The sequence below is a fragment of the Mesobacillus jeotgali genome, assembly GCF_900166585.1.
Lineage (GTDB): Bacteria > Bacillota > Bacilli > Bacillales > Cytobacillaceae > Mesobacillus > Mesobacillus jeotgali_A.
The window spans coordinates 313,197-332,969 of record NZ_FVZC01000009.1 but is presented as its reverse complement, the minus strand read 5'-3'; the positions used below and the strand labels follow the sequence as shown (position 1 = coordinate 332,969).

The following is a 19,773-nucleotide window of genomic DNA, read 5'->3' as shown; positions in this document are numbered from 1 at the left end:
GGAACTTCTCCGTCTATTTTAGTCTTTTTTAATATTAATTACTAATTAAGCGGAATTATTCCGTCTACTTATCAGCTCTGGCGCTTAACCTGATCTCCCAACCGATAAGTGCGGACCCTCTTGATCCTAGAGGCGGAAATCAGCAGCTTATTATCGACTAGCTTATAAGGTTCAATAAAACTGGTGCTTAAAACGGCATTGCAAATGACAGAAGTTTTGCCCCTCTTTAAAGTGTACAATACTTATTGTCCATCATAATAATGAAGTCAATTGATATGTCAACGTTAATGAAATTTCGTAGAAACCTTAATAAATAAAGAAAAAGACGTATGCCAATTCATACGTCAATTCCTGTGTCTATTAATAAGAAAGCACCCGAAAACGGAACCCTTTGATCCTCATTCCAGGCGGGTTTTTCTTCTATTCTTCCTGCTTTACAGCAGCTTCAATCCTGTTTTCAGTCTTGCTTACCCGGATTTCATCTGTCAATGAGTCAATACTGTGCCTGACATTTGCTTTCCCGGAAAAGTTTTCAATCAGATTTTTGACATCTATACCTGATGAGGCTTTTAGGGATTCTTGAAGGGTAGCCATCAAATTGGTGGCATAACCTGTCACCTTGTTCGCTCCGCCATTGGCATCGCTGCCTCCTGTATCGACAACGGTAATCTTGTCAATATTGCCAAGTGGTGCAGCAACCTGCTTCGCGTATTCAGGAAGCATTTTCAAGATCATGTCGAGGATTGCTGCCTGGCCAAATTGTTCGAACGCTTCAGCGATTTTCTCCTTAGCTTCTGCTTCCGCAAGACCTTTCAGGCGGATGATTTCAGCTTCGGATTCACCCTGCGCACGTTCTGCTTCTGCTTTTGCAAGACCATCTATGCGGACTTTTTCAGCTTCTGCGCGTGCCATGGCTTCAATTCGGTATTTATTCGCATCGGCTTCGGCAATTTGCTTCGCTTTATCCGCTGCCGCCGATTGCTCGACTGCATAGCGGTCGGCATCAGCTTTCTTTTTGACTTCTGAATCATACTGTCGCTCGCGGCGGAGGATTTCTTTTTCCTCTAGCTCAATTTGCTTCTGGCGCTCGATGATCTTAACCTGCATTTCTTGTTCTGTAACCTCTTGCTGAGCCCTTGCTGTTTCAAGATCATAAGCCTGGTCAGCACGGGCCTTGGCGATATCCTGCTCACGTCGGAATTCAGCCATTTTCAATCCATTGATTTTTTCGGCTTCAGCTATTTCAGTCGCACGCTCGAATTCTGCTTTTTTTGCTTCCTTATCTGCTTCCGCTTTCTTGATTCGTGTTTCTTTTTCCGCGTCGGCTGTCGCGATATCTGCATCACGCTTTACCTGGGCAATACGAGGTTTACCTAGGGAATCAAGGTAGCCATTCTTATCCCGCACATCTTTGATTGTGAATGACACAATGACGAGTCCCATTTTTGCGAGGTCTTGTGAAGCGACACGCTGAACTTCCTGAGAGAACTTATCACGGTTCTTATAAATCTCTTCTACGGTCATTGAACCTAGAATCGAACGAAGATGCCCTTCTAAAACTTCTTTGGCTTCATTCTCTCTATCTTCCTTTGATTTTCCAAGGAATTGCTCGGCAGCAGTAGCAATTTCACTGATGGATCCCCCGATTTTAATAATCGCGGTTCCATCTGCCATAACTGGAACGCCTTGTTCTGTATACACTTCAGGTGTTGTGACTTCTAGCTTGCTGGAGAGCAGGCTGAGCGGACGTGATTGCTGGAAAACCGGGAAGATGAACGTACCTCCGCCCCTGATGATTTTTATTTTATTATTCGACTCATCTGTATGGACATTGCGGCTTCCGAGAAAGCTTCCAGTAACAATTAAAGCTTCATCCGGTCCTGCAGTTTTATATTTTGTGATGAAAACAGCGATTAACGCAATAATGAGAAATACTACAAAACCAATAACTATAAACATTAGATCCATGCCTTTTCCCCCTAAATATAAGATTCTAATTCTTCATATAATTTAACTTGCAGCACTCCATTTTCGACATCGATAATGAGCACTTTTTTCCCATAGGGTATTTCTGATTTCGTAAAACTGACTGCTGGCTTCGAGATTCGGCCGCTTATATTCTCGATTATGACCTCACCGTAACCGTCGATCGGGATGCCTGTGATTACCGTTCCAATCCGTCCTCTTAAGTCACTTTCTTTATAGACGAGTGACTCCTCAGCATTGGATAGTGGAATCAGCACAAATACATTCAGCAATGTAACGAGAATAAGAGCAATAATTGCGGAAACTGCAGAGATTAATAAGCTTTCCAGCTTTGTAAAAACTTCACCTAAATATCCACCTGCTGAAAAAATCGCGACAAAAGCAAAAATTAACGTTGGATTCATAAAAGGAATAGCTTCTGACAGTCCTTCAAGAGCATCACCAAAAAATAAGTAAAGAATTGTGACGACACCTGAAATTACTAGTCCGTAAAAATAAATCGTTTCTAATGGAATACCAAACAACTCCATTTATATCACCCCTTGCTAAAATCGAACCATGCACCCTCCCTTATTCCATTTATTTCTTGATATGTAATACGATTGTCATAGTTTTAAGTTTCAAAAATTTTTATTATTTTGCAGAAAAATAACTGCATCTTTATTCTTCAAAAAAAAACCGTGAAAGACCTCCACGGATTTTCTTCTTCTTATTTAACTAGAGGGCTCTTTACCCTGCTGTAAATCTTCTTTATCATCCTAATTTGACCACGGTGGTTCAGTTCATCCTCAAGCACATGAAACCATTTGAAGTAATTGTTCCCCTGCTCGTTCCACCACCAGTTCGTTTGTTCGAACAGCCATTCATCAGCTAGTGTATGGAATTTACTATAGGTTTCTTCCCGGACAGCCTGGAGATCGGCAAGATAATGTTCTAGGTCAAATCCCTTTAACGCTGCCTGTCCCTTTTCCCCAAGCTCAAGGCCCGCTGATAGCGTTTCTTCTTCTTCCTCGGTTGGATCCCTTTTCTCAAAGGTTACAATTTGATAGATTGTTTCTACCGCGGCCATATGGCCAAGCAGCATACCAATAGAGTTTGCTTCTTCATGGACAAGAAAATCCAGTTCTTCTATTGAGAGTCCTTCCACTTCTTCCAGAGTAGTCGCACGTACATAATTCATCATCGACACCAGATGACTGAAAGTTGGACTGAATCCTTCCTTCTGATCGATTAAATAAAGTTTAGATCTGTCTGCTCCCATAGTTCCCCTCATTTCCAATATGAATGTGAAATTATAATATTCTACATTTTCCATGATTATCCTTTAGAATTGGTAATCTTCACTCGTCTAATTATTCTCTTATTTATCTGAGCACCAAAAAAACAGCCCAGCTATTTAGCTGAAGCTGTTCATCATTACATCGCTAAATCTTCGGAATTAGCATCATCTTTTCCTTGTGGAGCGATTACTTCATTGTAAAATGTAGCATTAGCCGTACTTATATAAGGAGCGAGCCATAGGAATCCAATTCCTAGAGTAAAAATCGCAATAAAAGCCCAGCCGATAAAGCTTAAATTCAACAGGAAAAACTTCCACTTATACCCTTTCATCCTTTTTTTACTTTCGGTAATCGCTTCAAGACCTGAAAGCTCCGGTTGATCCCTGAGCAGATAAAAAACCTGAGAATATGAAATCCCTTTGATAATACCTGGTATTATCAATAATAATGTCCATAACATGGAAAAGAAAAAGACCAGAATAGAAGAACCTACTACTTTTAATGCCAGTTCCCATTCCTTATATACAGAAAAGACATCAGAGATTTTCGGGTCATACCACCTAGCAATAACTAAATAAAACCAATAGCTGGCTACCGTGAGGGGAATGAAGAAAAGTGTCAGAACAAAATTAACTGATTCTGCGATAAGCGGCGTTTCCGTCTGGGAAACCCACTGCGAAAATCCCCCACTTAGAAATATTTCAATGAACATTGGCACGAAAGTAGTTATGAAAAAAATAGTTATCGTTAAGCCAACGCTAATTCCCCATTTTCCTTTTAGTGAAGCAAGTGCTTTCTTTTTGATTTGTGATATAGTCATTTCCATTTAATTCCCTCCTTTACATAAAAATGTTATCGGTTAATCCCCCAACATCTTAAGTATATTTTATTATATTATCAACTTTTTTATCATACTTAGAATATAAGAAACTTCAAATTATGAAGTTTATTATTAGGTAAGGGGTCCAGTTTGAGAGACAGGATGGTGGGAGGATATGGGCTAGCCCGCTGGAATGAAGATAACTATTGATTTTGAAATAAAATAAGCTGCACTTGGCGGCATTTTCCAAAAAATCTATGCAGTATCCATATAATCTATGCATTTTTTCTTGCCGATCACTGCAAAAAGCGTGTTTAAAGACAAGGATCATTTCTCTAACAACGAAATATGATTGAATGACCTATGTTTAAACCAAAAAAATTAAGCTTATTATGAGAAAAGAGCTAGCACACTTAATATCGAACTACATAATCGCATCTTATCAAGTTAAAATCGGCTTTCGGATTTTAACAACAATCTTTACGAAAACAGCCAAAGACAAAAAAGGGCGCTTAGTAAATACTAAGCGCCCATCTATTAAGATGTCTTGTCTTTTAAGTGGTCTGTCTTTTAAAATGTCTTGCTTAAGAATTCGCGTGTACGTTCTTCAGTTGGATTTTCAAAAATTTCTTCAGGGTGCCCAACTTCAACAATACGTCCTCCATGCATGTAAACGACCCAATCCGCCACCTCACGGGCAAATCCCATTTCATGGGTCACGACGACCATTGTCATGCCTTCTTCCGCCAGTTCCTTCATGGTTGCCAGTACTTCTCCGACAAGTTCTGGGTCCAGTGCAGATGTAGGTTCATCGAATAGCATGATATCCGGCTTCATCGCCAACGCTCTCGCAATTGCAACCCTCTGTTTCTGTCCGCCGGAAAGCTTGGATGGATAGACTTTTTCTTTATCTGCAAGTCCAACCTTGCCTAGAAGTTCTCTAGCCTCCTGGATTGCCTGTGCCTTGCTGACACCCTTTACATGAACTGGTGCTTCAATAATGTTTTCAATAACGGTTTTGTGAGGAAACAAATTGAAGTGCTGGAACACCATGCCGATCTTCTGGCGAACTTCGTTCAGATCATGGCTATCAGCATTAATTTCTTCTCCTTCAATAATAATTTGACCATTATCTTTTATTTCCAAAAAGTTTAAACAGCGCAGCAATGTACTTTTACCAGACCCGCTCGCACCGATCAGGCAGACCACATCGCTTTCTTTTACAGTTATATCAACATCCTTCAATACGTGAAGGTCGCCAAATGATTTATTCAGTTTCTTAACATTGATCATATCTCTTCCGTCCAAAATAATTTCCCCCTTAATCACTTACGGATAGTTTTTTCTCAAGCAGTCCAACTAGAGCAGATATCAGATAAACCAGGAATAGGTAGTATATAGCAACAATGAGCAGATATGTCATATTGTCAAAATTATTTGCTCCTTTTGTTGTCGCTACATTGAATAGTTCATACATTCCTATGAATGCTGCTAAAGATGAATCCTTGAGGCCGATGATGAATTGATTCCCAAGTGGAGGCAAGGCACGTCGGAAAGCCTGTGGAAGGATGATTCTTCTCATTGTAAGGGATCTGCTCATTCCAAGAGAACGGCCTGCTTCCATTTGGCCTTTGTCAATGGATTGAATAGTTCCTCTGAAGATTTCTGCGATATATGCACCGTTATGGAAAGCAAGACCTAGGGCTACTGACCAGAACGCGGAGATATTAAAACTCGTCATTCCAAAATAGAAGATGAAGATCTGTACAATTAACGGGGTTCCCCTGACCAGATAAATATAGGCATCGGCAATCCATTCCAGTACCTTGATTCCTGAAATTTTTAAAAAGGCGAATAACAAACCTATGAAAATAGCAATTAAAATCGACACTGCTGTTACCTGCAATGTTAGCAGCATACCTTTGAGGAAAATATCATACGTGTCAAAAAAGACTTCTATAACATGCGATAGACTTGGCAAGATTCATTCAACTCCCTGTGGGCTCTTTTTATCGTTCGTTTCATAAATAGTTATTGATGTTTTATGAAAATAGCATTTTAAGCAGAAACGAATGTGCAGTTTAACCGCACATTCGCTCCAAATTGACAACTTATTCCTCCGGCTTGGCTGTTATGTCTTCACCGAAGTATTTTTCACTGATTTTTTTCAACGTTCCATTTTCTCTCAAAGTTTCCAATGCTTCGTTGACTTTTTTCAGTAATTCATCATTGTCTTTGGCTATAGCAATTGCCTGCTCGCTTCGGCCAAGAAGCTCTCTGCCTTCGATTTTAAGACCGGCACCAATTGCTTCTTTTCCTGTAACAAAGTCCGTTATGACAGCGTCGTGCCTTTTATTGGCCAATGCTTCCAACGCTGTTACGTCACTATCATAAAGCACAATGTTATCTGTTACCTCTTCTGCCGATTTTGCATAGGTTGAACCTTTCGAAACTGCGATTTCCTTTCCTTTTAAATCCGAAAGTTTTTGAACATCGCTGTCAGGCCTAACAAAGATTTGCGGTCCTGAATAGTAGTACGGAGTTGAAAAATCAACATGCTTTAAACGCTCTTCATTTATGGTATGGCTGGCAACAGCCGCATCGAAACGTCCTGACTTGACTCCTTCAACAATACTGGCAAACTTGAATTTCTGCTGGTTTGGTTCAAGACCCAGTTCTTTTGCCACTGCTTCGGCAACATCGATATCAAAACCGGACATCTTGCCTCCGCCACTTGTCACGCTGAATGGCTTGAATTCACCAGAAGAAGCAAATGTAAACTTTCCTTCCTCAGCGAGATCCATACCGCCTTCACCGGATGTTTTTTCATCACTGCCACATGCAGCAAGGAGACCTGTAAGGGTCACCACTAAAATGAATAATGATAACAATTTCTTCACTGCTAAAACTCCCCCTCATAATGATTAGTTTCTTTACATATTTATTCTGTTAAACGGCTATCATAACCAATCTATGAAAAACCGTAACATTTCACCCTAAATTATTGATACCCACTTGAATACACTAGTAAACTACTATTTTGAAAAACAGTTCTTTTATCCTCTTGGGGTCTAAAAAACCGCTGAATCTCTAAAATATATTAATAAGTATAATTCTAACAATCTCGTAATATGCATACAAAATTCAAATTGTCTGATAATTCATTAAATATTAGCATATTCCCCAACCTCGTTAACTCAGCTAACCGAGCCTCCCTTTTGCCGCCAGATGCTCTTAAATACTCCTGATTCTTCTTTGCTAAGCCAACTGCAAGGAAATATTTTATTATACTAAAAAAAGCCAGGACCCCATAAACCGGCCCTGACTTCAGTCAATTTTACCTATATTTTAATTATAAATTAACCAGGTTATTAATCAACGATTCTCTCTGGACAAGAATATACATTGAAAGATTTTCCCCGGATAAAACCAACAGCAGTAATATTTAAATCCTTAGCCAATTTGATGGCCAGGTCTGTTGGTGCAGATTTGGACAATACTATACCCACTCCGATTTTTGCTGCTTTTAACAATACTTCAGAAGAAATCCTGCCGCTGAATACAATGACTTTATCTCGTACAGGAATCCTGTTAAGGATACTATATCCATATAACTTATCTAATGCATTATGACGCCCAATATCGGTGCGTACTGCAAGGATTTCGGTTGGTGAACAAAGAGCTGCATTATGTACTCCTCCTGTTTCAAGAAAAACCTGTGAGCTGCTTTGCATCTGGTTCATAAGTGCAATGCTTTGTGCTGCTGTTATGGTCGTTCTGGACATGGAAGTTTTAGCTGTCCTGGCGTCATTATGAAAATAAAATTGCCGACTTTTCCCGCAGCATGAGCCAATAAATCGCTTTGAATAATATTCCTGGTTAGTCGTCATATTTACTTTGGTCATTACGTAAGCATATCCTCTGCTCTCGTCGATGCTGAGTGAGTGGATGTCGTTGCTTGAACGGATCACCCCTTCAGAAGCAAGAAAACCGACAACCATTTCTTCAAAATGTGTAGGAGTGCAAACCATAGTAGCGAACTCCATATCGTTTACATAAATGGTAAGTGGAAACTCATTCACAATGACATCTTCTACATCCAAAAATTTCCCATTTTGATATTTTGTAATCGTATATCTATCACTCATATTTTCTAACATAGCCGTCACCTGGATTTTAAGATTTTGAGAATACTTAAAATCTAAACACAATCTTTTAGTTTTCACAAGAAAAATTTCCAACATCATCACAGTGTAAAATTATAATAGCAGTCTTAAAGGGTATTGCAACTATAATGCTAAAATGATAAAATTTTGTCGAAGTTCACAAATCTGTAACATTTTGATTCGAGATAGCGACCCTGTCTTCGGTTAGGATGTTGTGGAAATGTAAGCGATTAACAGTTGGTCATTAAGTAGCGATACCTGCTTGGTACTAACCGTCAATCTTTCTATCAAAGTCCCTTCCTCTATGGGTGGGGACCGGAGAGATTGACGGTTTTCTGTTTGTTTTTGGGGTACATCCTGCTTGAGTCAGCAAAAAGGTACATAGCAAACGGGTTTCATAGCTTGAAAGATTTCATCAACTGCAATTCGTGTCTTTTGGAGATCGAAAATTTAACAGCGCAAAGGGGAAAAAGAATGAAAAAGACTAAGAATCGGTGGCTTATTGCAGCATCAGCGGTCGGTATCCATATTTCCATCGGGTCAGTGTATGCCTGGAGCAACTTTACTAACCCATTAATCGAGGAGTTCGGCTGGACTTCCAAGCAAGTACAATTTACATTCAGCCTTGCCATTTTATTTTTAGGATTATCAGCTGCTTTTCTAGGGCATTTTGTTGAAAAGCACGGTCCGAGAAAAGCTGGGCTTCTCGCTGCAGGCTTTTTCGGGGCAGGCATTTTAGGTTCAGGGCTTGCAGTCAGCCTTGGTTCATTGCCTTTACTGTATATTACTTATGGAGTGTTGGGCGGTATTGGTCTCGGAGTAGGATATATTGCGCCTGTTTCTACTTTGGTGAAGTGGTTTCCGGACAGAAGAGGTCTTGCCACCGGACTTGCGATCATGGGATTTGGCTTTGCAGCAGCAATAAGCAGCCCGATCATGGATTCCTTGATTAAATCAGTTGGAACGGCTAACACTTTTTATATTTTGGGTGCAGCGTATTTTATTATTATGACATTATCTTCCCTTTATCTCGAAAAACCTCCTGTTGATTGGGCTCCAGAAGGGTTCAGGGAAAAAGCCGCGTCAGGCAAGGTGAAGGTAAAGAAGGATCTTTCCCAGCTTACTGCGAATGAAGCGATCAAAACATCCCGTTTTTATTATCTATGGGTAATGCTTTTTATCAACGTAACATGCGGTATCGCCATTTTATCTGCGGCTAAGCCATTAGCTGAAGAGAGTATTGGCTTAACGACTGCAGAAGCAGCAGCACTTGTCGGGATCATGGGTCTTTTTAATGGCTTTGGCCGTATCGCCTGGGCTTCAATTTCAGACTATATCGGACGACCAAATACGTACACAATTTTCTTTGCCACACAAATTGTTTTATTCATGCTATTACCGCATACAAAAGAAGCATTTCTTTTCCAAGTCATGCTGGCTGTAGTATATACGATGTACGGCGGCGGTTTTTCAGCGATTCCTGCATTCATCGGCGACATTTTTGGGACAAAACAGCTAGGAGCGATTCACGGATATATCCTTACTGCATGGGCAGCTGCCGGTCTCGCGGGACCAATGTTCGCAGCATGGATGAAAGACACTACTGGCAGCTATGCAACTAGCTTGACCTTCTTCAGCGGACTTTTTGTTATTGCTCTTGCAGTATCCATTTTAATTCGCCGCGACATCCAGAAACTTCGTAAGCAAAACGAAGCGAATGAAAGAATGGCAGGCTAATCCTTTGTAATTGCCTCACCTTATGGTAAAATACCTTCATCTTATAACCTGTATGGATGACAGGAGGATATTATGAATAAATACGAGGCAGAATTCAGTAACTTGGTACGTTCCTTCCGTAAAAAACATATGGGTAAAGGCCCAAGCAAAATTACCACTACCTTTTGTAAGAAGTGGGCAATTTGCGAAATGGAAGGGAATCTTTCACCAGTTGAGAAGTTTATCGCATCTGCTAATGAAGGCAAGCAGGCACTGCGGGCAGCCAGAACGGAAATGGTGAAAGAAATGTATCGGAAAAACCCTCCGGTTGAAATGGAAGAATTCCTCGGCTGCAAGCTCGTGGAACTTTTTGTAGATATCGATATCGACCGAGATTTCGGAATGTCCATCTTTGTATTTGAAGAGGATATCCAGGAAAAATTCAACAGCTGATTTGGTATGGCACTTGGCAGCGACCCTGCTAAAGACTAACCACCGTTAAACCTGAAGGTATTGTTTCAGGATTAACGGTGGTTTTTTTATAGAATTAAAGATTGTATATAGGAGTGTTTGCAATGGGAAAAACAAAACATCCAGGACCACAGAAAAAAGAGGCAATGCCTGCACCCAAGCACTGGGTCAGCCCAATTCCTTTTGGACTAGGCAAGGTTAAGCCGAAACATATAAGAGATACCATGAAAACACTTTGGGACAATCGGGATAACTTTGGCTATGCGACCAACATCCTGACCAAAGGAGTATGTGATGGATGCGCTCTTGGCGTATCTGGACTACATGACCAGACTTTGACCGGCCCCCATATTTGTACGACCAGATTAAACGTCCTCAGGCTTAATACTGCCGGGGCAATTAATCCGGAAATCCTGCATGCGGACATTGATGAACTAAGAAAATATGACAGTACCCAGCTGCGTAAATTAGGACGCATCCCCTACCCTTTGATCCGCAGAAAAGGCGAGCGGAGTTTTTCTCGTATTACTTGGGATGAAGCAATGGACATGATTGCAGAGAAGATGAAAAAGCTGGATCCAAAACAATATGCTTTTTATCTTACAAGCCGTGGAATTACAAATGAATCCTACTATGTTGCAGGTAAAGTATCCCGTTTCCTTGGGACCAATAATATTGACAATGCCAGCCGTATTTGCCATTCACCTTCCAAAACCGCTTTGAAACGCTCTATTGGTGTGGGCGCTTCTACTTCAAATTATCTGGATTGGATTGGAACCGACGTTCTGCTATTCTGGGGCAGCGTAGCTTCAAACAGCTCCCCTGTTTCATCTAAGTACATGCTTGAAGCAAAGAAAAAAGGAACAAAAATAATCGTCGTCAATCCATATAAAGAGCCGGCAATGGATGAATATTGGATTCCTTCAAATCCTGAATCAGCCTTGTTTGGAACAAAGATTGCTGATGACTTTTATCAGGTCAATATTGGCGGGGATATCGCCTTTATGCACGGAATCATGAAGCACTGGTTTGATATGGAGAAAATGATGTACGGTTCTGCCATCAACCATGAATTTGTCAAGGAACATGTAAATGGATATCAAGAATTAAAAGCTAAAGTTCAGAGTCAAGGCTGGGAAGAGATTGTAGCCTCCTCTGGCATTTCTAAAGAACGTATAATTGAACTTGCGGAACTGCTCGCTAACAGCAAGAATGCCGTTTATGCATGGGCCCTTGGTTTAACAATGCACTCATTCGCAACAGATAACATTTCACAAGTGGCCAACCTGGCGTTGCTCCGAGGCCACCTTGGCCGAAAGCATGCCGGCCTTATGCCATTCCGCGGACACTCTTCCGTTCAAGGCAGCGGTGAAATGGGTGCGGATCCCTTCGTTCTGCCTGGCGGAGATTTTTATGGAGAGAACATTAAGCGCATTGAAGACCTATGGGGATTTGAACTTCCTGAATGGCAAGGCGACATTGTCGGGGTTACTCTGGAAAATACTTTACTCCCCGAAGATCATGAACGAAAAATCAAAATGTACTATCTTTCTGGAGGTAATTTCCTTGAAACGATGCCAGATCCAAATTTTGTCGAGAAAGCATTATCCGAATTGGACATCCGTGTCCACCAGGATATCATTTTAAATACTTCTACTCTGGTAGACGCGATGGAAGCTGTCATTGTCCTCCCTGCAAAAACCCGTTATGAGCAGGAGGGCGGAGGAACATCCACATCTACTGAGCGTATGGTTTATTTCAGTCCTGAAATCGAAGGCAATAAAAACCAGGTTGAAGAAGCACGTGCTGAATGGAAAATCTACGTTGATCTAGCCAAGCGGGTCAAACCTGAAACAGCACACTTGGTGGACTTCCAAGATGCCCAGGAAATAAGGAATGAAATTGCGAAGGCCAACCCTAACTATAACGGCATCCAACACCTGAAAAAAGCCGGCGATGTTTTCCAATGGGGCGGTGCCTGGTTGTGCGAAGATGGAATTTGTCCAACTCCAGATGGGAGAGGAAATCTGATTTCGGTCGATATTCCGGATCTAGGCAAAAAGGAAGGCCAATTCATCGTAACCTCAAGACGCGGAAAACAATTTAATTCAATGGTGTACAATGAGGTCGATCCTCTTAATGGAGCTGGACGCTATGACGTCTTGATGAATGCCGAAGATGCCCAGGACCTTAGCATAGCTGAAGGAGAAGGAATAGTTCTTTACAACGGCTTCGGTGTTTTCCAGGGAAGAGCAAAATTCGTGGACATATCGCGCGGTAATGTGCAGGTGCACTTCCCTGAAGGAAACTTCCTGCTGCCAAGAGGACGCTATGAAAAGTACGCCGGTATTCCGGACTACAATATTACTGTCACACTTGAAAAGGCAGACCGCTTCAACGCCCGGAAAGATGTTGAACACTATGAAAAGCGAATTGAAGATGATGAACTTGATGCACCGGCTTAAAATGCCCAAAAAGCAGCTTGCAGACCGTAAAGTCCGCAAGCTGTTTTTATTTTATATAGAAAGTTTTGTTTTTCACACAGGTTAGCCAATAACAATTTTCAACTCTTTTTGTACTTGCTGATAGAAGTTTACATGTAAGCAAAAACGTTTCAAAGCAAGTTTTCAGCAGTCAAAGCAAAGTTTTTTAACAAATGTTCAGGTGTTTATTGTTCTATTTTCAGCTTTTCTAAAAACCTGTTACATCCATCTCGGGCCTCTGCGACCTTCCTCATGGCCCCTCTCTTCAGAGCTGCTTTCTGACTTCATATGATGCTCTTCCTCAACATCTCTTCCAGGTCTCCTTCGAGGACCAAAAAAGTTCCATGGATTCCTTCTTTCCTCGTGATGACCCCTAGATTGTTCGTTAATAATTTTCACATCTTTAGCATGGATGGTAAGGTGGTCAACGTGGATGACCTTACCTGCTTTTTTTTCGGACATATTTTTCCCTCCTGTTTTTTTGTTCAGTATTATCCTATTCTGTCTCTGGTTAAGGGTATAGGCGAATTTTGATTTATTATTAAGATTTATATTAAAGGCTGTTTTCGTAAAGATTGTTGTTAAAATCCTAAAGCCGATTTTAACGTGATAAAAGCTATTTTGCAGGTCGGTACTAAGTTGGCAAGCTCTTTTCTCTTGTTAAGCGTTAATTGTGAAGAAACTTAAGTAATTCCATCCTATTTTGTAGTCAATAGCAACAAAGTTTGAGAAAAGAGCCATATTAAAAATGCGCTGATAATAATAAGGAAGATATGTAATATTTTTCAGCTTCAATGTTCGTTTATCTTCATTTTGCCCGGGTAAAACTTGTACATCGATAATATAAGCTTTTTTGAAGGAGACTTGAAGTTCATGTTTGGTTTTTCTGATTTTTTAGGTTTTCTTTTAGCCCTTTTATTTATTTATCCTGTCGTATCACTCATTCATGAATTAGGGCATTCCTTTTTTGCATGGCTGTTTGGGGGGAAATTCATTTTCTCATTAGGCCGAGGTCGAAAGATTTTCCAAAAAGGACCTTTCATTTTAAATAGCATGTATTTTTTAGATGCTTTTTGTGAATATGAACAACTGAAATGGAATAATCGCTTTACCCACTTCTTAGTACATGCCGGAGGAGTGATATTCAATCTTGGATCAGTACTGGTGCTAAACCTGCTTATTTCAAAAGGAATTATAGAACCACATACGCTCTTTGTTCGGTATTCCTATTTCTCTGTCTGGATTGCTACTTTCTCATTAGTACCCGTCGATTACGGAAACGAAAATTATAGTGATGGTCTATCCATTTACAAAGTCCTTCGACATAATAAATGGCCAAAGCTGACCGGTTAATTTTAGAAGCCCCTGTGACTGCAGAGGCTTTTTTTACCCATATAAATAAGAGACTTTCCTGGCTGCAGGAAAGTCTCTTCATCCATATCTCTCATATTATTTCTTTTTATTTTGATTTTCTTCTCTGTACCTATTTTCCGCTTTGACTGCCCTTGAAAATTCCTTGGCATAAAGTACTTCCTGGGTATCAGACAATCCGTTATTCTGGTCAGTATTCAACCCTTTGTTAGGAGCCTTGTTTTTATCCATTTCCATTCCCTCCTTTTATTGAATTGAGTTCTGTCTCCATTATGTCCGTACCCTTCATACAATGATATAAACTAGAGAATATCCCCTGTAACCATAGTAAGCTATAGAGCCCAGCTGCGGTTGCGGTGTTTTTCCTTTATGACTTCCCGTAATCTAGCATGGTCTTATCTCCATTTTCATATGATGGTGAAAAGGAGGACAGTCCATGGTCATTTTCAATGCTTATGTATTTTTCACTCTTTTAACCGTCTTACTTGTTTCCATTATATTGGTGCGCAACTACAGGCCTTCTCTGTCTGGCATGAGCGGGATGATTATCTCAATGTACCTGGGAATGAATATAGGGTTAACAACAGGCATCCTGCTTGGAGCTGTTTATCGCGGCGACATGTTTAGTTCCACCCTGCTTTCCATGTTGATAGGGGCTGTATGTGGCAGCATATTAGGAGCTTTATTCAATACTCTCTCCTCAATTGAGGGGCTTATGTCCGGTATTATGGGTGGCATGATGGGGGCTATGCTGGGTGAAATGCTCTTGCCTGAAAAGGCACTCATCATGATTAACATTTTTTTAACGATTACACTTTCAGCCTTATTTCTTTTTAGAATCCTGCTATCTGATTCCTCATCGATTAAGTCAAAAAGGGACCTTATCAAGCCAGCAATCTCTTTTGTTTTGCTTTCAATATATCTTTTATCAGGCAGCTTTTTAGGATCCCAATGGATTGCAGATCTTCAGCATTTACAGGAGCCACAGCAACACATGAATCATAAGTAAAATCAAACTATACGGTGCAAAAATAGATTGTTTGACAGACCTTTTATAAAAACGATTCGCAGCATTTTCATATAAGAAGGTGCGCTCAGGAATTACCCAAGCGCTTATTTGATAACATGGCCTAATCCAATATCGACAGAACTTTTTTCGTAAATGCAGCCATTTCCAGTTTCTCTAAAGCCTGACAGTAATCATATTCAATATTCCCAATCAACGGTTCTTCCTTGTCCTTTAAATAATCCAAAATACGAAAGTCACTGAACCATTCGTTATGGCCGGCATCTTCATGTTCAACATTTTTCCAGGCATTCTTCAGACTCGGGCTATAGATTCTCCTCGCTCCTGCCCGCAGCTTGCAGGTCTTCAATTTCTTTTTGTATTGCAGGCTGGGAATGCCCTCATTCACATGGCTGAAAATGTGAGGCCAATAATCCATTCTTGAGCCAGTGTGAGTGTGTTCTTTAGCCCATTCCACTGCCTTAATCAATAGATCCTTTTCAAATAAAATTGTGTATAGCCTCTTCCCCAGCCGTATCCGTTCAGGCAAGGATTCAAACTGGTTCACTGCCTGTCCGGCAAGCTTTAGAATTCCATAATCTATATATGGAAACAAAATATGATTTAATGACAACAACTCCTGCAATTCAAACTCAAGTGTTTTGAATACTTCTTTGATAAAGGTTTGGTTCTGGATTACTCTCTTTTCAATATAGTTTTGTTCATTGATAATAAGGGCTGTTGTCAGAATTGCGGAATCTGGAGTCCTCCAGCAGTAATCCCATATTGTTTCCATGAAGAATGAAACATTAAAGTAACGAAGCAGGGAAAACAACGGTTCCTTCCTCTTGATACTTTCTTCATACAGAAGCAGCTGAGGAAAGGCATCCTGGAATATAAGCCAATTCCCTCTTTCCAGAAAAGAAAAATAAGACTGTTTTTCCTTTCTCGACAGCAATCTTGATAAAAGCTCCCCCTTCAAATCGGTCATGCTCCAGCCCCCATTGCGGGAGACCATATGTGCAAGGAAAGCCCAATGGATTTCTGGATGCCTTAAATAGAAATCCAGATATGCCTTTGTCCTGGTAACATTGTTTTGGTTCAGTTCCTCCGTCTTCACCATTATTGTATTAATGATTTTTCTTTCTTCCGCTGAGGGTTTCTTTGTAAAGCCCTTTTGTTGCATTTTTATCAATCGATCTTTAATAATATCAATCTGCGTTGTTCCTTTTCTGTAAAAAAAGTGAATTTTTCATTCCCCCTTCTCTGTACTGAAGAACAGGCAATTTATACTCCCCTTCCATTCTATTGCTGTTTTTGCTAATAAATGATGCAGAATGATTCTAGAAGAATTGGTTATAAATATAAATTCTTCTGTGGTTCAAGTTACCTTACCGGCAAAAGCCCATAGGATAGTAGGTAGTGAAATATGTTTTGGGGAGGAATTTGATGTTTTATCATATAAAAGAGTTACAATATCAAGCAAAGCCCGAAAGGCCCGATCCTGTCTATGCAAAAAAACTACAGGAAGTGCTTGGCGGACAATTCGGGGAAATTTCAGTTGCCCTTCAATATTTGTTTCAGGGATGGAACACCCGCGGTGATGGGAAATATCGCGATCTTCTAATGGATACAGGAACAGAAGAGCTTGCCCATATTGAAATGCTTTCGACTATGATTGCCAGACTTTTGGATGGAGCGCCTGTTGGGGCTCAGGAGGAAGCCGCTAAGGATCCGATGATGAAGGCGATCCTGGGAGGAATGAATCCACAGCATGTCATTGTATCGGGACTTGGAGCAATGCCTGCTGACAGTGTTGGAAACCGCTGGACAGCCGATTATATCATTGCAAGCGGCAATCTCCTTGCAGACTTCAGGGCTAATCTGAATGCTGAATCACAAGGAAGACTGCAGGTTGCCCGATTGTATAATGAAACGACCGACCCTGGTGTAAGGGATATGCTTGCATGGCTGCTGGCAAGGGATACCATGCACCAAAATCAGTGGATTGCGGCTATAAAGGAATTGGAAGCAAAAGAAAATGTGGTGGTACCAAGTACATTCCCGAAACATCTGGAAAAACAGGAAGTATCTTATGTACTCTTCAACTTTTCAGAAGGAGACGAAAGTGCCTCCGGCAGATGGGCAAGCGGACCTAGCATGGATGGCTTAGGAACCTTCCAATATGTCCAGAACCCGGTTCCGTTCGGACCAAAGCCTAAACTTAAACCCGCTCCTCCTTATATCCATGACACCCTCCCAGCAGTGATGAAGGATGGCCATATGCCGCCTAACATGATGTAGCGGTTATTAAATTAAGGCTGTTTTCGTAAAGATTGTTGTTAAAATCCTAAAGCCGATTTTAACGTGATAAAAGCTATTTTGCAGGTCGGTACTAAGTTGGCAAGCTCTTTTCTCTTATTAAGCGTTACTTTGTGAAGAAACTTAAATAATTCCATCCTATTTTGCAGTCAATAGCAACAAAGTTTGAGAAAAGAGCCTAAATTAAAAACAGGCCAGTTAAGGCATCAGCTAGCTAGCGGCGGTTTATAAGAAAAGAAAAGCCTGTAACAAATAACTGATACAGGCTTTCTGCTTTTTGAATCCTGCTGAGTTCAAACCAGCCACCTCACCCTGTCAAAATCAAGCAAAAAATATTGTTCCATAAAGTATTTAAAATACTGACAGATTTGGGTTTTATCAGACAGTTATTAAAGCAAATCCAATTAAAAAAGGGAGACAGTTAAACCTTATCAATACATGTGCAACTGGCTATTAGCCCCATAAAAGTTATTAGTATAAGTTCAATCCTTATACTGATAAATGTGAATATTTTACTCACTGATTGGTACATCAATCAATACAATTCCTTCCTGTGATGAGACTTCATGGGCAAGAAGGTTGTCAAGTTCCTTAAGGTCATTCGCCCTTACACCCTTTATCCCAAAGCTCTCTGCCAGTTGAACAAAATCCGGATTGCTGAAACTTACACCATAACTGTGGCCAAACTTTTTTTCCATCATCTGTTTTTCAATCTTCAGCATCGAATCATTCAAACAAATGATCACAAAAGCTAATCCTAATCTTTTTGCCGTTTCAATTTCCCCCACGTTCATCAAGAGTCCTCCATCTCCTGTTATACATATAACTTTCTTTTCTGGCCCAGCCAATTTTGCCCCTATCGATCCTGGCAACGCGATTCCCATGGATGCAAGCCCATTTGAAATGATTAATTGCCCTGGCCAGTCAGGATGGAAGTGACGTGCTATTTTCATTTTGTGTTCACCAACATCAGATAGGACAATGGTGTTTTTGTCAGTATGCTTTTCTATTACATGGAGAATATTCCTGGTTGTTAGAGGCTGTCTACTTATCGTTTCTTCATTCCAGAATGCTTGGCTGTCCTGCAATATCCTTTCTTTGAGACTGTTGGCGGGAACCCACTCTTTAGAAACTATATCCCTATTTATCAGAAGCTTAAAGATTTGTTCCAAATCACCAATCAATTGACTGCATACAGGATAATATTCATCGCACTCAGCCTCCCGAGAATGAATATGCACAACGGGAACCTTATTTTTATTCCAGTCTTTCGGAAGGCTTTCAATCATGTCCATTCCAATCACAATAAGCAGATCTGCCTCAACTATTCCCTCTGATACTAAATCATTCTCTTTGAATCCAAAGGTAAAGTAATTAAGAGGATGACTTTTTGGCAAGACCCCTTTGGCCATAAAGCTGTTTGCTACTGGTATTTTAAGCTTTTCAGCAAAAGTTTGGAAGGCCTCGCTAGCCCCTTGCCTAATTACGCCGTTTCCAATGAGGATAAAAGGTTTTTGACACTGTTTAAGAATTAATTCTGTTTCTTCGATTTCCTTCATCGACGGGACGACACTTGGAGCAGATCTTTTAAACATAGCTTTTCTGGAAATAGCCTCTGATGCCAGGTTCTCTGGTAACTCTACAAGCACGGCTCCAGGTTTTTCACTTTCTGCTTTCCGAAAAGCGTTATGGATAATTTCTGGAACCGTTTCTGACTGTTTAATTTGCACTGACCATTTCGTTACTGGTTCAAAGATTTTCACTACATCAATAAATTGATGAGTCTGTTTATGCTGTCTTTCCATCCCAGCTTGCCCAGTTATCGCTACAACAGGTGAGCCATCCAATGTGGCACTTGCCACACCTGTTAATAAATTTGTGGCACCAGGACCAAGGGTAGCCAGGCAAACGCCAGGTTTTCCCGATACCCTCCCATATACATCGGCCATAAATGCTGCACCCTGCTCGTGGCGAACAGGAACATATTGGATTGATGTTGATCTCGACAATGAGTCTGCAATATCTAATACTTCCTTGCCGAATATCCCAAAAACGCATCTTACGCCTTCCGTTTCCAAACATTGAACAAGCAAATCAGAAGTTTTCATAATTCCCCTCCAAAAATGTGTACTAATTTAATGGTTTCCTCTGA

At 40.6% G+C, this 19,773-nt stretch carries 18 protein-coding genes; 6 read left to right on the top strand and 12 right to left on the bottom strand.

The genetic code is table 11. The annotated features are described in order from the left end of the window. Positions 1 to 420: 420 nt before the first annotated feature. From B5X77_RS11670 to fdhD, 8 genes are all read right to left on the bottom strand, one after another. Positions 421 to 1,968, bottom strand: a complete 1,548-nt coding sequence (locus B5X77_RS11670; RefSeq protein WP_079508159.1) for a flotillin family protein — start codon at positions 1,966 to 1,968, stop codon at positions 421 to 423. An 11-nt stretch (positions 1,969 to 1,979) separates the two neighbouring features. Beyond that, entirely contained in the window at positions 1,980 to 2,516 is a 537-nt protein-coding gene (locus B5X77_RS11665) for an NfeD family protein (protein WP_079508158.1), read from the bottom strand. Positions 2,517 to 2,695: 179 nt separating this feature from the next. Further along, entirely contained in the window at positions 2,696 to 3,247 is a 552-nt protein-coding gene (locus B5X77_RS11660) for a DinB family protein (RefSeq protein WP_139378346.1), read from the bottom strand. Positions 3,248 to 3,402: 155 nt separating this feature from the next. Next, complete coding sequence (locus B5X77_RS11655) at positions 3,403 to 4,092, bottom strand: DUF975 family protein (protein WP_257391796.1); 690 nt, start codon at positions 4,090 to 4,092, stop codon at positions 3,403 to 3,405. Positions 4,093 to 4,656: 564 nt separating this feature from the next. Then, positions 4,657 to 5,379 (bottom strand): amino acid ABC transporter ATP-binding protein, encoded by a 723-nt coding sequence (locus B5X77_RS11650; RefSeq protein ID WP_079510212.1) that lies wholly within the window; start codon positions 5,377 to 5,379, stop codon positions 4,657 to 4,659. A gap of 28 nt (positions 5,380 to 5,407) precedes the next feature. Beyond that, entirely contained in the window at positions 5,408 to 6,067 is a 660-nt protein-coding gene (locus B5X77_RS11645) for an amino acid ABC transporter permease (RefSeq protein ID WP_079508157.1), read from the bottom strand. Between the two features lie 130 nt (positions 6,068 to 6,197). Then, positions 6,198 to 6,986, bottom strand: coding sequence for a transporter substrate-binding domain-containing protein (locus B5X77_RS11640; protein WP_176167306.1), 789 nt, complete (start codon positions 6,984 to 6,986; stop codon positions 6,198 to 6,200). 471 nt (positions 6,987 to 7,457) lie between these two features. After that, positions 7,458 to 8,246 (bottom strand): formate dehydrogenase accessory sulfurtransferase FdhD, encoded by a 789-nt coding sequence (gene fdhD / locus B5X77_RS11635; protein ID WP_079508156.1) that lies wholly within the window; start codon positions 8,244 to 8,246, stop codon positions 7,458 to 7,460. 480 nt (positions 8,247 to 8,726) lie between these two features. Between fdhD and B5X77_RS11630 the strand changes: the two genes are divergently transcribed. The 3 genes from B5X77_RS11630 to B5X77_RS11620 all read left to right on the top strand — a co-directional run bounded on the left by B5X77_RS11630 (position 8,727) and on the right by B5X77_RS11620 (position 12,904). After that, positions 8,727 to 9,989, top strand: a complete 1,263-nt coding sequence (locus B5X77_RS11630; protein ID WP_079508155.1) for an L-lactate MFS transporter — start codon at positions 8,727 to 8,729, stop codon at positions 9,987 to 9,989. A 72-nt stretch (positions 9,990 to 10,061) separates the two neighbouring features. Further along, complete coding sequence (locus B5X77_RS11625) at positions 10,062 to 10,421, top strand: Na-translocating system protein MpsC family protein (protein ID WP_079508154.1); 360 nt, start codon at positions 10,062 to 10,064, stop codon at positions 10,419 to 10,421. A 122-nt stretch (positions 10,422 to 10,543) separates the two neighbouring features. Continuing rightward, positions 10,544 to 12,904 carry an FdhF/YdeP family oxidoreductase gene (locus B5X77_RS11620; RefSeq protein ID WP_079508153.1) on the top strand — a complete coding sequence of 787 codons (2,361 nt, stop codon included), beginning with the start codon at positions 10,544 to 10,546 and terminating at the stop codon, positions 12,902 to 12,904. A gap of 237 nt (positions 12,905 to 13,141) precedes the next feature. On the opposite strand, the gene B5X77_RS11615 is transcribed toward B5X77_RS11620, so the two are convergent. After that, entirely contained in the window at positions 13,142 to 13,384 is a 243-nt protein-coding gene (locus B5X77_RS11615; protein WP_079508152.1) for a hypothetical protein, read from the bottom strand. 411 nt (positions 13,385 to 13,795) lie between these two features. Here B5X77_RS11615 and B5X77_RS11610 point away from each other — a divergent pair, with 411 nt between their 5' ends. Then, positions 13,796 to 14,275: a hypothetical protein gene (locus B5X77_RS11610; RefSeq protein ID WP_079508151.1), complete on the top strand. Its 480-nt coding sequence runs from the start codon at positions 13,796 to 13,798 to the stop codon at positions 14,273 to 14,275. Positions 14,276 to 14,371: 96 nt separating this feature from the next. Here B5X77_RS11610 and B5X77_RS23035 read toward each other — a convergent pair whose 3' ends face one another. Then, positions 14,372 to 14,524, bottom strand: a complete 153-nt coding sequence (locus B5X77_RS23035; protein WP_176167305.1) for a YfhE family protein — start codon at positions 14,522 to 14,524, stop codon at positions 14,372 to 14,374. Between the two features lie 205 nt (positions 14,525 to 14,729). On the opposite strand from B5X77_RS23035, the gene B5X77_RS11605 reads away from it, so the two are divergent. Further along, positions 14,730 to 15,302, top strand: a complete 573-nt coding sequence (locus B5X77_RS11605; RefSeq protein ID WP_079508150.1) for a hypothetical protein — start codon at positions 14,730 to 14,732, stop codon at positions 15,300 to 15,302. Positions 15,303 to 15,423: 121 nt separating this feature from the next. On the opposite strand, the gene B5X77_RS11600 is transcribed toward B5X77_RS11605, so the two are convergent. Beyond that, positions 15,424 to 16,422 carry a DUF2515 domain-containing protein gene (locus tag B5X77_RS11600; protein WP_257391883.1) on the bottom strand — a complete coding sequence of 333 codons (999 nt, stop codon included), beginning with the start codon at positions 16,420 to 16,422 and terminating at the stop codon, positions 15,424 to 15,426. A gap of 326 nt (positions 16,423 to 16,748) precedes the next feature. On the opposite strand from B5X77_RS11600, the gene B5X77_RS11595 reads away from it, so the two are divergent. After that, positions 16,749 to 17,603, top strand: coding sequence for a manganese catalase (locus tag B5X77_RS11595; protein WP_079508149.1), 855 nt, complete (start codon positions 16,749 to 16,751; stop codon positions 17,601 to 17,603). A gap of 530 nt (positions 17,604 to 18,133) precedes the next feature. Here the strand turns inward: B5X77_RS11595 and B5X77_RS11590 are convergent. After that, positions 18,134 to 19,729, bottom strand: a complete 1,596-nt coding sequence (locus B5X77_RS11590) for an acetolactate synthase large subunit (protein WP_079508148.1) — start codon at positions 19,727 to 19,729, stop codon at positions 18,134 to 18,136. Positions 19,730 to 19,773: the final 44 nt, after the last annotated feature.

Excerpts from the sequence above, each read along its gene's own strand:
- B5X77_RS11670 (WP_079508159.1), bottom strand. The coding sequence starts at position 1,968 with ATGGATCTAATGTTTATAGTTATTGGTTTTGTAGTATTTCTCATTATT.
- B5X77_RS11665 (WP_079508158.1), bottom strand. The coding sequence starts at position 2,516 with ATGGAGTTGTTTGGTATTCCATTAGAAACGATTTATTTTTACGGACTA.
- B5X77_RS11660 (WP_139378346.1), bottom strand. The coding sequence starts at position 3,247 with ATGGGAGCAGACAGATCTAAACTTTATTTAATCGATCAGAAGGAAGGA.
- B5X77_RS11655 (WP_257391796.1), bottom strand. The coding sequence starts at position 4,092 with ATGGAAATGACTATATCACAAATCAAAAAGAAAGCACTTGCTTCACTA.
- B5X77_RS11650 (WP_079510212.1), bottom strand. The coding sequence starts at position 5,379 with ATGATCAATGTTAAGAAACTGAATAAATCATTTGGCGACCTTCACGTA.
- fdhD (WP_079508156.1), bottom strand. The coding sequence starts at position 8,246 with ATGTTAGAAAATATGAGTGATAGATATACGATTACAAAATATCAAAAT.
- B5X77_RS11630 (WP_079508155.1), top strand. The coding sequence starts at position 8,727 with ATGAAAAAGACTAAGAATCGGTGGCTTATTGCAGCATCAGCGGTCGGT.
- B5X77_RS11625 (WP_079508154.1), top strand. The coding sequence starts at position 10,062 with ATGAATAAATACGAGGCAGAATTCAGTAACTTGGTACGTTCCTTCCGT.
- B5X77_RS11620 (WP_079508153.1), top strand. The coding sequence starts at position 10,544 with ATGGGAAAAACAAAACATCCAGGACCACAGAAAAAAGAGGCAATGCCT.
- B5X77_RS11615 (WP_079508152.1), bottom strand. The coding sequence starts at position 13,384 with ATGTCCGAAAAAAAAGCAGGTAAGGTCATCCACGTTGACCACCTTACC.
- B5X77_RS11610 (WP_079508151.1), top strand. The coding sequence starts at position 13,796 with ATGTTTGGTTTTTCTGATTTTTTAGGTTTTCTTTTAGCCCTTTTATTT.
- B5X77_RS23035 (WP_176167305.1), bottom strand. The coding sequence starts at position 14,524 with ATGGATAAAAACAAGGCTCCTAACAAAGGGTTGAATACTGACCAGAAT.
- B5X77_RS11605 (WP_079508150.1), top strand. The coding sequence starts at position 14,730 with ATGGTCATTTTCAATGCTTATGTATTTTTCACTCTTTTAACCGTCTTA.
- B5X77_RS11600 (WP_257391883.1), bottom strand. The coding sequence starts at position 16,422 with ATGGTGAAGACGGAGGAACTGAACCAAAACAATGTTACCAGGACAAAG.
- B5X77_RS11595 (WP_079508149.1), top strand. The coding sequence starts at position 16,749 with ATGTTTTATCATATAAAAGAGTTACAATATCAAGCAAAGCCCGAAAGG.
- B5X77_RS11590 (WP_079508148.1), bottom strand. The coding sequence starts at position 19,729 with ATGAAAACTTCTGATTTGCTTGTTCAATGTTTGGAAACGGAAGGCGTA.